The following is a 16,720-nucleotide window of genomic DNA, read 5'->3' on the forward strand; positions in this document are numbered from 1 at the left end:
TACGGCTTCAGCCCACCTTGTCCGCGAGGGTCAGATATAGGGCGGAACGCCTGATACGGACCACGGCGTAACCGTCCACATCGCCCCGTGGCCGGAATACCAGCAGGTTTTTCCCTCCGACCCTGTGCCAGACTTTGCCGTCATTGGAAACCAGCACGCTCACCCCGTCGCGCGCTTTCGCCTTACCCCGGTAAGGCAGCCTGACCAGCGCGGTACCCTCGATGAGTCCCGGCAGTGTCTTGCCGCTGGCGTCCATGACGGCCAATGAGTAAATGTCCGCCGCCGGGTTGCCGAATCCCTGGCCGAGAATCCGGGTCCGGTCCTTGGCCTTCGTCGGCCGGCTCTCCACCCGGCCCTTGAGGATGCCGCCATAGGCCTGGGTCCGGGTTCCCCGCGCCTGGATCAGGGCGAATCCGCGCAGCGAACTGTGCCCGACCTTCGAGCCGAACAGCAGCGCCTCTCCGGAAGGGAGATCCGCCTCCAGCTTCTGCCACGCCGCCTCGTCCAGATCGGCGAAAACCAGCGCCTCGGCACGGCTCAGGGTCTTGAACTCGCTCTCGACCGTCCGGGCCGTTTCCGACCTGAGAATCGACATGGACGGATCGAGACGGCTGGCGTAAAGCGCGTCGGCCACGTTCTCGACGATGCGCCCATCGTTCTGGACCTTGTAGTACGGCATGCCGAGTTCGACTATACCGGCGTCCACCAGTCGGCGATCCGGCAGCTTCGCGACTTCGGCCACATTGGCCTCGCCCAGTAGACCTTCCGCGGAAATCAACGCGCTGAACGCCCCACTCTGCTTGCGCGCATGGCAGTCCTCGCACTGCACCGCCTGTGGCGATGGCCGCGTTGCATGACTGAGCGCGTATTCATTGGATTCGACGTAGACGAAGCGGACGTTCGGCACGGCGTAGCCCTTCATCCCCAGCAAGGCGTCGTAGGCCTGTTTCAGCGCCTTGTAGTCGTTGAACGTCGGCGGCTCTCCGAATTCATCTCCGTTCATCGCGACCTGCCCCAGTTCCTTGCCGCTGGCGGGATCGAGAATCGCTCCGTACTTGCCGCCGTCCGAACCCGTCCGCGCCTCGATCACGGAGAAGCGCTCATAGCGGTTCAATACCCGCCCGCTGTTCCGATCCTGGACGAAATAGCGGTAGGCCGGCTTATAGGGGAAGATCTTCAGCCGTCCGCCGTAGCCGACCCGGTAGCGGTAACGCATGGGGAAGTCCTTGCCGTTGTCGGCCAACTTGGAAATATGGCAGGTCTGACAGGCGACGACGTTGAGGTGCGTCTGGGTGATCCGATCCAGCGTGTTTCCCGGATAACCCCGCATGTCACCGTTGGCCTTCCAGATTTCGCGGTGAGCCTCCAGTACGTTTTTGTGGCCGGACGGCAAGGCCGGCTTCGCCGCCTGGTCATGGCAATGCTCACAGGAGGCCGGCGGCGGCGCATTGTCGAGATCGTTACGGACGTCGTTGTCGCCATTGCCCTTGGGAAAATTGTGGTCGGCATCCAGGTCGACATTGGCCGCAGGCGACTTGTAGTACTGCTTGGCATGGCAGGCGTTGCAGTTCTCGATGGCCCGCACCTGGCCGTTGTCCTCGGTCCAGACCGCGCCTTTGTGCACGTCGGTGCGGAAGTCGGTGATCGTGGTGCCGTCGGCCGCTGTCCTCATACGGACTTCCGGCCCGAAGCCGTAGAAGCCGCGCCGTGAATTGCCGGTCTTGTGGCAATACATGCAATTGTCGCTGGCCGGAAACCGCAGCATGGGAACCTGGATCTTGCCGGCCTCGTCGAAAGCGTCCCGGTTCCAGCGCAGCTTGGGGTTGCCCTGATCGTCCAGGACGAGCCGGTAATCCGGCACTGCGGTACCGGCAGTCGGACTGCGCTCCACCGTCAAGAGCGCGGCGCCTCCTTCCGTATCAGGCCGCACGTCGAGGAACTCCCAGATGGCCGAGGCGGCATAACGGAAAAAACCGCCCGCGATGAATTTTTCGTCGCGCAGACGGGCGAACCGCAGCGTCGCGGACTCGGAACCGTCCGCCCCCAACCCACTGAGGGGAAATGTCTTCAGGCGGGAGAAATCGGCGTGGCAAAGCATGCAGTCGGCCTCCCTGACCCCGCTTTTCTTCCAGTCCCAGGCCACCACTTCGGAAGGTCCGGAACCGCCGTACCGTCCTTGCCTGTAGGCATCCTGGAACCGGCGGCTGAAATAGTCGCCGTCGAAAGCCTTGACCGCCTCGGTCGACTGCTCGTCGTAGCGCACGCCGCTACGGTCGAATTCCCCCCAGCCACCGCCGGCATGGCAAGCGCCGCAGTAGCGGACCAGATCGGGCGCGCCGAAATCGCCGAATTCCGCCTCGCCGTCATTGCCCTTCCTGGCCAGCCAGCCCGGCGCATTGCCGGACATACAGTTGTAACCGCCGAAATAGCCGGGGCCGGTCAGTTGCGGCAACCCTAGTTTGTTACCGAAGCCATCGCGGGTTTCGTCGCGCCCCTGCTCGAAATGGTAGCCACGGGTGATCCTGGCGTAGTCGTGGCAACCGCTGCCCGAACCGTTGCCACAACTGGTCTTGGGGCTGTAGGGCAGACCACTGTCGAGCACATGGCGTCCGCTCTCGTCCAGCAGCGGGATGGCGGGATGGAGTACGGCCCGGTCGAAACCGTTGTCGGCAGGCGCCTCCCCGCCATACGACGGCAAAATCCCGGCGATGAGACAGACGGCCCACAGCCATAGGCGGGTCTGTAGCCGGTGAATCCGCATGTGTCGTGCCTCACTCATTCATCCGATGCCGTGGGCGCCTTTCCCGGCGCAGCCGCTTTTCATCCCATCGCCCCGAAGTGTGAAAAAGCGAAAGCAAAATGCGAACCATTCCAAACCGTATTTCAAAAACAGACGAGCCGGCGAAACCCTATCCCGCACGGCTAAGTGATTTCACACGCCATTGAGCGAAATCACGCAAGCGCCGGCAATGGACCGGAAGCCTGATCGGCGGCGGCCATGGCCCAGGAACCCCAGCCATCTGCGCGATAGAAACTAATGATATGCATTCTCATTTGCCAATGAATGCCGCCACCTTAATCAAGGAAAAAGCCGGCGTCGTCTCCGACGCCGGCTTCCGGATCGCCCAGGGGCTCAGTGGCCGTGGCCGCCACCTCCGCCGTCCCCGCCGCTGTGGATCGGCGAGGGGGACGGCGGCGGATACGCCTTCGGCTGTCCAGTGGGAACGCCCGTGAAGCTCTTCTGCAGGCTGTGGCAGAGGTTGCAGCCAATCGGGGTGCCGGCGGCCACTTTCACCACCTTGCCCTTCTCGTTCACGAACTCGCGGGCCGTCAAAGTCTTCGACAAGCGCGTACCCTTGTGGTCGCTGCCGTGGCAGGCAGCGCACTGGTCTTCGCCGAACGGCCCGGGCTTCTTGGCGAAGTCATTGTGCCAGCCACCCTTGCGGGTGCCGCTGCCGTTGGGTGCGGATGCCGCGGCTTCCTTCCACCAGTACGGATCGTTGACCGGATGCATGCCGTGGGGACCGGCCAGGTAGGCCCGGGGACTGGTGGCGTCCACCACCTTGCCGTCACGCACGCCCTGCGCCACGCCTTTATTGCTGGCGCCTCCATCGGTGGCGACCAGACCTTCCTTGAAGTCATCCTTCACGTGACAGACCGAGCATTCGACGATGTTGCCGTCGTAGCCCTGCAACTGCTTTGCCGTCACATTGTCATTGGCGTCAGGATCGGCGTTCGGCCAGATGGCATGGGAGCCGCCATGGCAGGTGGAACAAGCGATGGCGCCACCCGATCCGCTGCCGTGCACGTCCTTGCTCTTGCGGAACAGTGCAACCGATACCTGCTTGTCCACATGGATGGTATTGCCATCCTTGTCGGCGGATTTTTCCTTACGCGTCTCGACCACAGGCATGACCGCGAAGCGGGCATCATCCGGGAACACGCTGGCCTTGGCCGGATCATTCGCCTGCCACGCGGTTTTCTTCACCCCGGCACTGAAGAAGCCCTGGTTCGGATCCTTCCGGTTGCCATCACCCACGTGACAGGAGCCGCAATCCGGCTCGTCCAGCCAGGGCCTTCTGAAGTGGACGGAGTCGCCGACATAAGCACCGGCACCGCTCAGGTTGGCATCGTAGCGGGGGCTGGCGTAGGCGTTGCCGACCGCCAGCATGTCGCCGTGGCAGTTTTCGCATTTGAGGCCCGATGCGTAGTGGATGTCGCGGTAGGCTTTTTCGGTGTGGCCGGTGTGACACTTAGCGCAGTTCTCCTCTTGCGCCACGCCCGCGCCGAACTGATACAGCAACTCGCCCTTGGCGTGCATGGGAAACTGGTCCGGCGCCCAGTCGTTCTTGCCGGTGTCCCAGGCGTAGCTGGTCCTGGAGCCATCGGACTTGACCGGAACCCCGTTGTTGTCGTTGTGCTGCGAATCCCAGCCGCGGCCGCCAAACATCAGCGGATGACCACGCCGGTCGCGAATCAGCTCGCCCTTCTTGTGTTCCTGGCCATCGGCGCTTTCGGAAGCCGAGACATCCTGCGCATAGACCTGCATCTTGCCGTGGAAGGCATGGAAAGCCCGCGAATAATCGGAACGGTTGGAAGGATAGGAGCGGCCCGCGACGCCGGTGTCGAACTTCAGCTGGCTGGTATGGTGACTGGCGCAGAAATACATGGCTTGGCCACGTGAGCCATTGAGCTTGTCTTCGACATAATCGGCGATCTGCGAGGAGATGGTGCCGGTGGGGCTGTACTTCACCATATAGTCGTGCAGCACCAAGGCGTTGAACAGCGCCGCTTTTTCCTGAGCCACCCAGTCGTCCGGATTGCCGTATTCCGATGCATCCTTGAACTTCAGGCGTATCTGCAGCTTTCCGTCGGGACCAAGGCGCGACTCCGCCACCCGGTCGGTGCGCAATCCTGAAGCATCCGCCGGCACCGCGCCCGGCAGGAGGTACGGCTGCGGCAAGGGTGAGTTGGCGGGTAACGGCTGATAGGCATTGACGTTGAACACGTTGTGGATCGCCGGCGGCCAGATGCCGTTGTAGCCGGTGTTGCCGGCCGAGTAACTCCCCGCGCCGGTGGCCGGCCCCGGACTCCCATCGGCGTTGACCAACTCGGTTTCCTGCACCGGCGTACGCCATACCGTATCATCCGCGGCTACCTTGCCCCTGGCGTGACATTCGCGGCAGCGGGTTTCCGATGCCGTGGAGAACACCGCATCGGTCTTGGCCGCCAGGTTGCCACCCTTGTCCCGGGCCTCGATCCGGAACAACGGATACGGATTGACCCGCCCTTTGTCGTCGACATCGCTTGCCGGGATGAACTGGGCGAGGAAGGTCTTGGAAGCGTGGTCGTAAGCCGTGAAGGGTTGCGGATCGTTGGCCAGGTATGGATTGGCCGCGCCAGGCATTTTGCGGGCGCCCGCGCCTTCGTCGGCGTTGCCGCGGATGCCCTCGTCGAGCTGCATCATGGGTTTGGCGGGCTTATAAGTGTTCTGCTGCTCCGCCATGGACTTGCCGTTCTTGGGCTTGCCGGAAAGGTTCGAGTTGGGTTGGTCGATCTTGTCCCACATCTCGGTCTTGCGCAGCGTGGCCTCGGCAAAATTGCGTCCGGGTATCAGGACGGTCTGACTGGCGGTGGTCTGGGCGGGATCCCAGTTGGCCCCGACCTCCCCGGTCGAGAATCGGTTCTGGCTGGTCGAATTGATGGAATCGCTCCCCACCGGGTCCTTCGGATTGGAAGCCGCCGAGTAGAAGACATCGAGCTCGCTGGGATCGATGAGCGCCGGCTTCTGTTTCACCTTCCTGAACACCTGAGCGTTGAGGGTGTTGTAAGGGATGAGCGGATTGAACGGCAGTGTGATCTGGCTGCCGCCCTGCATACCGGTTTCCTCGAACGGCATGACCACATAGGAACCATCCGCTGCGTTCAAGGCCTCGGCTACGGTCGGCGCAGGCCGCTCGGAAACCTTGGGATAAGGATTGGCGTTCAGCGGCGCCACCCGGACGACCACGTCGTCCGCACACCGGTTGCCAGTGGAATCGGCCACTTGCAGCATCACGCGGTACTGACCGGCATGATTGAACTGATGCGAGAAATTCGGGCTCTGGTACGGGTCCGAACCGTCACTTACGGTCCAAAGGTAATCCAGCGTCACCTTCTTCTTCGCCTTGGCCCAGGCGGCGAATTCGACCGACTGGCCTTCGGCGATTTCCACATCGCTTGCCGGATTCTGGATGGAACAGGCCACCGCTTTCTTACACGAGGCATCGGCGCCGCCCACCGGTACCAGCATCTTACTGCCGTCGCCGGTTTCCAGGCGCAGCCGGCAAGGCACCCCGCCGTTTTGCAGCGTGACCTTGAATTTCTGCTTGCCGTCGGTCTTGGCCGTGTAAAGGAGTATGTTGTTGTCGGCATCGTAGATCGATACCCATGAGCCCGGTGTAAGGCCCGCCGTTTTACCTTTGACGCTCACTTTGCCCAGCCCGGCATCGAGCTTGGCCGAACCGGAGACGGAAGCGGCTTGCGCCCCTCCACCGGCGAGGGCGAGCATTAGCGCCGCGATGCCTATCGCAACGCCCAGCGGCCCTCCGAGTTGCTGAAGAAGTTTCGAGTTCATACCTACCCTCTAATGACACACCATTTCTTGTTTTCGATGCTTCCTATCCCGCAAACAGCACATCGCCAACAGCGCGGGGCGCCATTGCGATGGTCCAAAAGAACGAGGCAAGACCCGTACCCGGCTGCATTTCCGCAATTCCATGGGACGGGTTCTCCTTCGTCCATCCTTCCGTCGGGAACTGCACAGCAGAAGCACTCAATTGATTTCGATTCACTTTTTCATGAACAATGAAAGGAGGATGATGTCGTGGTTAGCCGAGAGTGCGCCGAAAATCGGGGAAATCGGCGGAAGTGGGCACGACATCCACCTCCTAATGCCGAGTGAAATCCCATGGTTCCTACGGCAAATAGCGCAGACCGTCCGGAAGCGAACAGAGCCAAGGCACGCGTCCACACGAAAAATTGACGGACAAAAAGCGGGGCACCCTGTGCCCCGCCCATCGCCGCCCTCCCTGGCGCCGATTCCTTGAGATGCCATCAGTGTCCGGCCGACCCGATGAAGCTGGTCTCCAGGCTGTGGCAGGTGTCGCAGCCGATCGGCGTGCCGGCGGCCACTTTCACGACCTTGGTCTTGAACCCGGCCTTCTTCAGCTTCTTGGCGTCGAAGCCGCGGAAGTCGAACACCCGGTCCACCGGCGTCTTGGACAGACGGGTGCCCTTGTGGTCGTTGCCGTGGCAGGCCGCGCACTGGTCCTCGCCTTTCATCCCCGGCAGCTTGGCGTAGTCGTTGTGCCAGCCGCCGTAGGTCGTGCCGTCCCGGTTGGCCGTGTCGCCGTCGGCCTGCTTCCACCAGTTCGGATCGTTGACCGGATGCATGTCGTGCGGACCGCCCAGGATGCCGGGCTGGGCGTCGCCGCTGTACTGGCCGCCGTCCAGATCTTCCTTTTTGGCGAAGGCGTCGGCCGTGTGACAGACGTTGCACTCCAGAATGGTGCCGGTATGACCCTGGAGCTGCAGTGCGGTGACGTTGTCGTTGGCGCTCGGGTCGCGGTTGGGCCAGATCGAGTGCGCCGCTCCATGGCACGCCGCGCAGGCGACGTTGCCGTGGCGGTCTTTGCCTTCCCGGAACAGAGGCACGTCGATCCGGGTTTCGGTGGACTGCTCCAGGAACATCTTGCCTACCGGGTCATAGTCATACGCATAGGTCGTGGGAAACACTGCTTTGTAAGTCTCCAAAGGCGCCGCCGAGAACCGCCGGGAGTTGGGGTCGCTCCGGTCGACGGCGCGGGGCGTGGCCGACCAGTCAGCGTCGTCGAAGGCCCGCTTCAAGACTCCGGCACTGAAGAAGCCACCGCTCTTGTCGGCCCCCTTGTTGCCGTCGCCGATATGGCAGGAACCGCAATCGGGCTGGTCAAACCAAGGCACGCGGTAGTCGTCCCGGTTGATCGAGCCGAGCTTGTCCTTGTTGGCGGGATAGTTCTTGGGGAAAGCCTCACCCACCGCCAGCATGTCGCCGTGGCAGTCGTAGCAGGTGACGCCCGCCGTGTACATGCGGTCGCGGAACTGCTGTTCGCGGTGGCCGCTGTGGCACTTGAGACAGTTCTCCTCCATCGGCAACTGATGGCCCTGATCGTCGAAGATCGGGAACAGGCTGCCGGTTTTGGTGGAATTGTGCTGGCCCTTGGTCTTCCAATCGAAACGAACGAAGGCTCCCTTGTCGTCCCGGACGATGTCGGTCTTGGCGTCGTTCCACTGCAGCTCGCCATGGAAACGGTGCATGGAGATGGAATAGTTGGGAGCGTACGCCGGGTCGTTGACGTCGAAACCCTCCTCGTCATACCAGGCCATATCCATTTTGTACGGCACGTAGGCCAGTGGGGACAGGTGACAGCCATAGCATGGCATCGGATTGTCATGCGCGATGTTGGTCGGGTTGGCCTTATCGCTGTCGCTGAGGTTCAATTTCTCGATGCCATACAGCATCTTGTAGAGGAACGGATAGGCGTCGTAAAACTGGTGCATGCTCGAATAGTTGAGCGCGGCCGCGTATTCCGCATCGAAGAGATTATACGGATCCCCCCCGATATCGCTCACCGAAAACAACTCCGGCTGGCTGGGAATCTTGTCGTCCGGGAGGTAGTAGCGGTGGGACGGTCCTTTTTCCCTGCCGATCTGCAGCGCGGTCCTCCCCCAGGCACTGGAACCGTATGCCGCCTTGGTACGCGGCGCGTTGGGGTTCGCGGCGATCCCGCCCTTGGCGTGGCATTCGCGGCAGTGGAAGTCGCGACTGGCGCTGACCACACCATCGGTCCTTGCCAGCACGCTTCCGCCCCCCTGGGCCACCGCCTCCACACGTAACAGCGGATAGGGGTTGACCCGGCCCCGGTCGTCGATGTCGGTGAAGGGCAGCATGTTAGCGGCGAACCAGGATGCCGGCTTGTCCTTGCCGTCGGACTGGGTGGCCGTGACGTATTGGGAGAAGGGCTGCGGCGTATTGCTTTCGAAGGGTTGATCCTTACCCGGCATATAGGCGCCATGCTGCAGGTCAGTGTTCCTGTCGTCGGAAACAATATTCCCCGCATTGTCTTTCTTGGCGATGAAATAGCCTTCGTCGGCCTCCGGCTTGCCAAGCGCACTGGCACAATCCCACATCGCTCCCCAGGCACCCTGCATCGCCCAGGAACAGGCATAGTAGTTTGCGGATTTCTCGGAATCCGGGCGATCGGGCAGTTCCCAGATATCAGTTTTCTGCAGCGTGGCATCGACCAGGGATGCGCCCAACGGCCAGTTCCGGCTAGTGGAGTTAATGGAATCGCCCCCCACCGGATCGGACGGGTTGGAGGCCGCCGAATAGCGGAGCTCCACATCGCTGCCATTGAGGAACACCGGCAGCCGGTCCTTCCTGAAGGCATAGGCCCGGACATTGTTCACCACGGGCGTAGCCGAACCCCAGCCGTTCCACCCATAGCGCATGTCGCTCAGGTTCTGGTAGGTCCACTCCTCGAACGGCAGAACCACCACGTCACCCCTGATCCCGTCCAGTTCGCCGCCCAGCTTCGGCGCCGACTGCTCGGCTACTTTGCCCGGCAACCCGGACGGCGGATTACCCACCGTCACCTCCACGCTGTCCTCGCAACGCCGCCCCTTGGCGTCGGTGGCGATGAACCTCACCCGGTAATGGCTGTCGTTGCGCACGAATGCGATCATAGTGGCCAGCGTATCCGGCCGCTTGTAGGCGGGTGGATTGCTGCCGGCGATGAGTTCGCCCATGGCGCCGCCGGCGAAATCCCATTCGTACTTGAGCGGCTGCGCCGCCGGGTCTTTGGCCGTGGCGGTGGCTTCGAAATGGGTGTCGACCCCAACCTGTACCGCAGCGCCTTGGCCTGGGGTGACGATGCTGCAGACGGGAGCGCCGCTGCAGGACTTGGGTGCACCCTTCACCGGCTTGATCGCCTCGGTGTCGCCGGACTGGACCCGCACCGCGCAAGGGATGCCCGCCAGATCCTGGCGGCTGAGCGTCAACGCGAAACTGCCGCCCTGGCCGCTGCCCAGGCGCCGGCCATTGATGTCGTAGATCTCGATGGCGCCACTGCCGCCCTTGGCCTTGCCGGCGATCGTCAGGGTGCCGGCCTTGTCCGACCAGGCCGCTTTGGCGACCTTGATCTTGGCCGCGGCCGAGACCGCTTGCGGCGCCAGCGCCACGGCCAGTGCGAGCAGCGGAACTCCGAAGAGGCACCGGGCAGGATGCGTCTCCGTAGCAGGATGAGGGGTATTCATGGTTCCTCCGGGATTCTTGTTGTCGTGTGCGGCGCCGTGGCAAAGACGCGCAGCCGTAACGGAACGCGCAACAATCGAGCCAGCCCAAAATCCCGGTTAAAACAAATCTGATAAGAATTTACCGCCGATACAATCTGTGTGATTGTCCACACCAATGCGGGATATTGCGCATAGTCTGATCTCAAGGCCGGCCGGCGCGGTCACTTCTCACCGACCAAAACCCTGTTGACGAAAACGATGCTCGGAAATGTGCGGTCCAGGGTCTTGCTGTGGAAATCCTTCATCTCCACGCCACCGTCGAAGCGGACGATGTCGCCTTTCCTGACTTCAACGGAAGGCCCGGCGATCCACCGGGATCGGCTGTCCTGCTTCACTTCGAGGTAGGTGTACTGAGGCACGTCGATCACGTCGATCACCGTGAACTCTTGCGCCGTTTAAACCGGCGCCTTGGAGCCGTTCGCAGCCTCCGGCGGATGACCTGCGGGCGCTTTTGCCGCGGCGAAGGTGAAGGAAGGTGTGGCTACGGCTATCAGAAAAATCAGGACTTTCATGGCGCGCTCCAAGTGATGTCGAAATGTTGTGGATGGGTAGAAAGGTTGTTAAGTGGCCAAGCAAGCATCGAAGTGGCGGTGGAAATCCCATTGGAATGAGTGAGCAGCCTTCAGACCTCGGTGGCTCGCAGACAAATAGCGCTCTTCCGCCACTGCGCAGAGTTCGGTGCCGCATAAGAAATATTCGGCTTCTGGCCCCTGCTGGGCAGGAAAACGGCCTGGGCGCGTTCCTTGCGCCCACCCATGGTCTACATGCACATCGCCATACGGCTATCCCAGGTCTGGCCGAGGGAGCAGAAGTGCAAAGCCAGCGCCTGGGTAGCGACTCCACCCTTGCCGTCGATCACAATCACCGTGACATTGAAACTCCCAACCTCGGCATCGGCATCCGTGGGCGTCCAGTTCAAAATCGAACCGGCAAGACTCATCCCAGCCGGCGCACCGGACAGGCTGAACTGCAGCGTATCCCCATCCGCATCGCTAGCTTCTACCGCATAGGCGTACAGCTGATTGGCGTAAACGGTTAAGGATGGCGTGGAAGTAATGGTCGGCGGGTGATTGCCGATACAAGCCGCCGCCCCCTCGGACCACGTCTGACCCGCTTCGCAGACGTGCAGCGTGATGGTCTTGCTGTCGGTACCGCCAGCTTGGTCGCTCACCTTGACGGTGAAAGTGTAGGTGCCCGCCGCCGTCGGCGTCCAATGCAACACGCCGCTGTACTGGCCGAGTATCGCGCCGTCGGGCGCACCTTCGAGGAAGTAATTGGGTCTCTGTACGCCTGCGCTGTCATTTCGCTCGGGATCGGTGCTGTCATACATGAGGCTGACGGGCTGCCCTACGGATACTGACGGTATGGGAGACGACACCAACGTCGGCGGCGTGTTGGCCAGACAGGCCGGGACGCTTCCAGTTGCGTTGTAACCCCAGGCATTCCCATCAGGACAGGTAATCGTCACCGCTACCTGCTGGCTGGCGTACCCTCCCTTCCCGTCCTTGACCGTGACCATATACCGATAGGTGTAGGGGAGGCTGTTGTAGCCTCCCGTGATCGCCGTCCAGTCCGCGACAGTGACCGTCCCGGTATTGGCATCGATGCTCATGGCATCCAGGCGGGTACTGAGACCAAAGGTGAGCGTATCGCCATCCGGATCGGTGACCGCGGGTGTGTAGCTGTATGGCGCGGTCTGGCCGTAGACAAAGGTGGTCGCGTCCGCCCCTGGCTCGGCAGTGAACACCGGCGGCCGATTCGTGGAAGGCGTCGTCGCGTCCGAAGCCTGGCCGCATCGATCCCCGGCGGGTGAACCCTTGCAACTGGTGGCAATGCTGTGACAGGTATCACAGCCGATGAAAGTACCGGCCGCTACCTTGATTACTTTTTTCTTAAATCCGGCCTTCTTCAGCTTGGCCATGTTGAAGCCACTGAAGTCGAACACTCGGTCCACCGGCGTCCTGGACAGACGGGTGCCTTTATGGTCGTTGCCGTGGCAGGCGGCACATTGGTCTTCGCCCGCCGCACCCGGCTTCTTGGCGTAGTTGTTGTGCCAGCCTCCGTAGGTGCTGCCGTCGATCGACGTGGTGTCGGTGGGATCGCCGGAGGATTTCCACCAGTACGGATCGTTGATGGGGTGAATGTTGTGGGGACCGCCCAGCACGCCGGAATCCGGCTGCAACTGGGTCATGTAGATGCCCCCATCCAGGTCCTTTTCGTTCTTGAAGGCCTGCTCATCGTGACAGACGTTGCATTCCAGAATCTGCCCCACGTGACCTTGGAGTTGCAGGGCCGTGACGTTGTCGTTGGCATTCGGGTCACGGTTCGGCCAGACGGCGTGAGCGCCACCATGGCAGGCGGCGCACGGCACATTGCCATGGGTATCCTTGCCGAGACGGAACAGGGGACCATCGACGCGGCGCACATTTTTCACGGAACCGGCCCACGAGCCGAGTCTGGCGTCGACAGGACCGTCTGAAACCACAATTTCAACGGGAGTGGGCGGCACCGCGAAACGTGAAGCATCCGGGTTGCTCCAGTCGACAGGCAGGGTGGTCGCAGACAGGTCATTGGCGTCAAAGGCAAGTTTTCTCACACCGGCGCTGAAGAAGTCGGCGCCGGCCTTGCCGACGTTGGCACTCCCGACATGGCAAGAGCCGCAGTCGGGCTGGTCGAAGCTGTCCGTCCGGACATGGTGTCCATCAGGTCCCGGCTTGGGTTTGGGATAGGCCTGACCCACCGCCAGCATATCGCCGTGGCACTGATAGCAAGTCACGCCGGCGGTATACATTCGGTCGCGATAACACTGTTCGCGCTGCCCGGAATGGCACTTGAGGCAATTCTGCTCCATCGGCAGAATTTCACCGGTCGCCGGGTTCTTGACCGGGAACAGGGTGTTGAGGTTGTAACCTTTGGACAAATCCCACCGTTTGGGTACGCCCCGCTCATCCCGCAGGATGCCGTCCTTGTTGGCGTTGTATTGAAGCTCTCCATGCCAACGGTGCATGTTCAAAGAGTAGTTCCAATCATAGTTAAAATTCGTGGTGGTCGGCGGCGGTGTCACGGCCTCGAGGTCGGGAGCGTAGGTCCAATGGGGATATCCGAATGTCTGAGTGCTGTTGTTGGAGTGGCAGGTGCGCCCACAGACGATGTAAGTCATCTTCCAGCCCTCGTTGACGCCATTCGCCCCTAAATCCGGGGCGTCGTAGAACGCGTGCAGATTGAGGATGTTGGCCATGGCCGCCCGCTCCTGATCCGCCATGTCGGTGCTGGGATTCCCATCCAGGCCCACGGCATCGAAAAATTGCGGCGGGGCGAAACCCTCCGGGTTGCTGCCCCCCCAAGCATTGGCATCCGCGCTCCACAGGGTGTAGAGATAGGCGGACGGCTGCCAGACTGTGTTCGGGTCTGCGCCGATCTTGCCCTTAGCGTGACATTCCCGGCAATGGAAATCCGTCCCCGCCGTTTGTACCCCGTCGGTTTGGACAGGATCGCCGGAGGCGTTCATCACAGTCTGGCCTGTCGCGGGATCCACGGCTTGCACGCGCAATAGCGGGTAAGGATTCACTCGGCCACTATCGTCGACGTCGGTCAACGGTAGGAAGCGCGCCTGAAACGCCGCCAGTTCCGGAAAATATGCCGTGAAATCCTGATATGCGTTGGCCTGGTAAGGGGCGTCGAAACCGGGCATACGCCTGCCATGGCCATCACGGCCATCGCCGTCATCCCAGGTGGGCCGCGGAATGGATGTCGGCATACCGAATGCGTCGACCTGAGCGCTCAATAGGGCGATACCCTGATCCGGCGTGATGGGTGCATCGTAGGCATGCCGGGAAATGGAGTAATCCAGATTCTCGGTGACATCAGGGCCCAGCAGCGTACTGTCCCAGCGGTCCGTCTTCTTGATGGTGGCACTGCCCATGGGAACACCGGCGGTACGGATATCGCTGCCCAAGGGCCAGTTCTGGCTGGTGGAATTGATCGAGGCGCTGGCTGCCGGATCGGCCGCGCTGGAAGCTGCCGCGTAGCGCAATTTCAGGTCGGTACGCTGCGGTGATTTCAGGTCCTTTTGATACACCACAGCGTTGAGGCTGCCGTAATGGAATTCGCTGCCCAGCATGGCTCCCGGCGCCTGACGCATATCCTCGCTGCACTGCATCGTCAGGTCTTCATACGGCAGCACCACCAGATCGCCCTTCTTGCCGGTGGGATTGCCGTTCTTGTCCTTCGCGACCTTGGGCGCGGATTGCTGGGCGGCATTGACCATGGCCGTCATGTCCGGCACGTCGGTGGGCGGGTTGCCGACCACAATTTCCACGGTGTCTTCGCAGCGGTATTGCTTGCTCTCCATCGCCGCAATGCTGCCGTCCACCGCACTGAAATGCACCCGGTAGCGGCTGTTGCCGCGGACGAACTTGACCGTGGCGGTGGTGCCGGTGGCCCGCTTGTAGCTCTCGACCTTGTCATTGACGGCATCGTCCTCGCCCATGGCGCCGCCGGAGAAGTCCCATTCGTACTGGGGCTTGGCCTGGGGGTTGGAGAAGTTGGCCGTGGCGGTGAAGGTGACCGGATCGCCGAGGTTGACCGTGACACTGTCGGCGGGGGATGTGATCTGACAGGTGGGAGCGCTACTGCAGCCCTTGGCGGCGCCCTTGACCGGCTTGGTGGCTGCCAGCCCGCCGGCTTTGACCCGCACGGCGCAGGGAACGGCGGGGAGGTCGTCCCGGCTCAGATTGAGGGTGAAAGCCGGCCCTTGCGCATCGCCCAGTAAACGGCCGTTGATGTCGTAGATTTCGATGGGGCCGCTGATGTCCTTGGCTTTGCCCTTGATGACGAGGGTGCCGGTCTTGTCCGACCACGCCGCCCTGGTGATCTTGAGCTTGGCGGCCGCCAGCGCATGTTGCGGTATCAGCGCCGAAGCCAGCGCAATCAGTAAGGCGCCAAAAAATATCGGCCGCAGCGGATGACTCCGCAGGGCAGGATTGCTCGTGGACATAGCTCCCCCATCATTGTTCTTGAGTTGTCTTTCCACGCGACCCGCGACAGTGCTAAGCTGCCCGCGTTACCGGAGAGTGGCAGCAGCAATCGCGCCAAAAAAAACAAATACAAAACAATTGGATGAGAAACTACCGACCAACAGGAAGGGCAGAAGTTGAGTGATCTTCCACACTTATGCGTGAGATCGCGCACTTTCCCGAAAAAAAAAACGGGGCGCCGAAGCGCCCCTAAGCGGCTTGCCCCATATTGCCTACATGCATATCCATGGTCGGCGCGCTGGATCCGCAATGGTTTGCACAATCTACCGATGGCGAACTGTCCCGCGCTGCCGCGCAGGACGAGTCCCCTGATGAAGCAGAGATCGGGCCAATACCTAACCTTCTGATAGATATAGCCCTGATCAAGCTGGAAAAAATGGTCGCTCCGGGTTTTCACTGGGTGTTACGTCATTTGACACGCCGGGCAGCAGGACCCGCGGGCATCCCTGCCTCTTTCGGAATCGCTCGTCCAACCGCGCCGGATGTGGACCCGGCAGCGGAAAATCGCCATCATGTAACGGCATCGCCCAACCCGGAAGTCTTTCCATGAGCCGCCCCGCTGAACGCCTGGCCGAATACCGCGACCTGTTCGATCTACCCGAGCACGTCATCGGCGAAATCCTGAACGGCCAGCTCATTAGCCAGCCTCGCCCCGCGCCGAAGCACGTGCTCGTAACCTCCATCCTTGGCGATGAACTGGTCGGCCCGTTTCAGCGAGGGCGAGGCGGTCCCGGCGGCTGGTGGATTCTCGACGAACCCGAATTGCATCTGGGACCGCACATCCTGGTGCCCGACCTGGCCGGCTGGCGGCGCGAGCGGATGCCGGCCCTGCCGGACGAGGCCTACTTCACCCTGGCGCCGGATTGGGTGTGCGAAGTGCTCTCCGCCGGCACGGCACGCATCGACCGCGTGGTCAAGATGCCGATCTACGCCGGACAAGGCGTGCAATGGCTGTGGCTGGTGGAGCCGGATCTGCATACGCTGGAGGTCTTCCGCCTCCTCGACGGCCATTGGCTGCTGGAAGGCGCCTGGCAGGAAGCCGACGAGGTGCGCGCTCCGCCTTTTGCCGAGCTGGCGTTCTCCCTGGCCGATCTTTGGGCGTCCACGCCGGCTGGCGGCGAAGAGGGAGCGGGCTGATCGAACACCGGAACATGCCGGGGCCGGCATATCACGCACGGTATGCGTGACACGCCGCATCGCTTCGAATCCTCCGCCCGGACTTCGATCAGGGCATACGGCCGCGCATCGCCCGAAGGCTCGGCACAGTCCCTGCTTGGGGGGAGTACGTTGAACGATCATATCCCCGCCCG

7 protein-coding genes are annotated in these 16,720 nt (G+C 62.0%); 2 read left to right on the plus strand and 5 right to left on the minus strand.

From position 1 onward, the window contains the following. Nucleotides 1–7: 7 nt before the first annotated feature. The 5 genes from N4J17_RS01955 to N4J17_RS01975 form a co-directional block, all read right to left on the minus strand. Nucleotides 8–2,779, minus strand: coding sequence for a cytochrome C (locus N4J17_RS01955; protein ID WP_232470319.1), 2,772 nt, complete (start codon nucleotides 2,777–2,779; stop codon nucleotides 8–10). A gap of 354 nt (nucleotides 2,780–3,133) precedes the next feature. Then, nucleotides 3,134–6,616: a PKD domain-containing protein gene (locus N4J17_RS01960; protein ID WP_198322232.1), complete on the minus strand. Its 3,483-nt coding sequence runs from the start codon at nucleotides 6,614–6,616 to the stop codon at nucleotides 3,134–3,136. 479 nt (nucleotides 6,617–7,095) lie between these two features. Continuing rightward, nucleotides 7,096–10,335: a cytochrome C gene (locus N4J17_RS01965; protein ID WP_198322233.1), complete on the minus strand. Its 3,240-nt coding sequence runs from the start codon at nucleotides 10,333–10,335 to the stop codon at nucleotides 7,096–7,098. A 200-nt stretch (nucleotides 10,336–10,535) separates the two neighbouring features. Then, complete coding sequence (locus N4J17_RS01970; protein WP_232470320.1) at nucleotides 10,536–10,751, minus strand: hypothetical protein; 216 nt, start codon at nucleotides 10,749–10,751, stop codon at nucleotides 10,536–10,538. 383 nt (nucleotides 10,752–11,134) lie between these two features. Next, a complete protein-coding gene (locus N4J17_RS01975; RefSeq protein ID WP_198322234.1) occupies nucleotides 11,135–15,370 on the minus strand; it encodes a putative Ig domain-containing protein in 4,236 nt (1,411 codons plus the stop codon). 266 nt (nucleotides 15,371–15,636) lie between these two features. On the opposite strand from N4J17_RS01975, the gene N4J17_RS01980 reads away from it, so the two are divergent. Together N4J17_RS01980 and N4J17_RS01985 are read left to right on the plus strand one after the other, a co-directional pair. After that, entirely contained in the window at nucleotides 15,637–15,960 is a 324-nt protein-coding gene (locus N4J17_RS01980) for a hypothetical protein (RefSeq protein WP_198322235.1), read from the plus strand. Then, nucleotides 15,957–16,547: a Uma2 family endonuclease gene (locus N4J17_RS01985; RefSeq protein WP_198322236.1), complete on the plus strand. Its 591-nt coding sequence runs from the start codon at nucleotides 15,957–15,959 to the stop codon at nucleotides 16,545–16,547. Before N4J17_RS01980 ends, N4J17_RS01985 begins: the two co-directional genes overlap by 4 nt. Nucleotides 16,548–16,720 lie beyond the last annotated feature (173 nt).

The sequence above is a fragment of the Methylococcus capsulatus genome, assembly GCF_036864975.1.
Classification (GTDB): domain Bacteria; phylum Pseudomonadota; class Gammaproteobacteria; order Methylococcales; family Methylococcaceae; genus Methylococcus.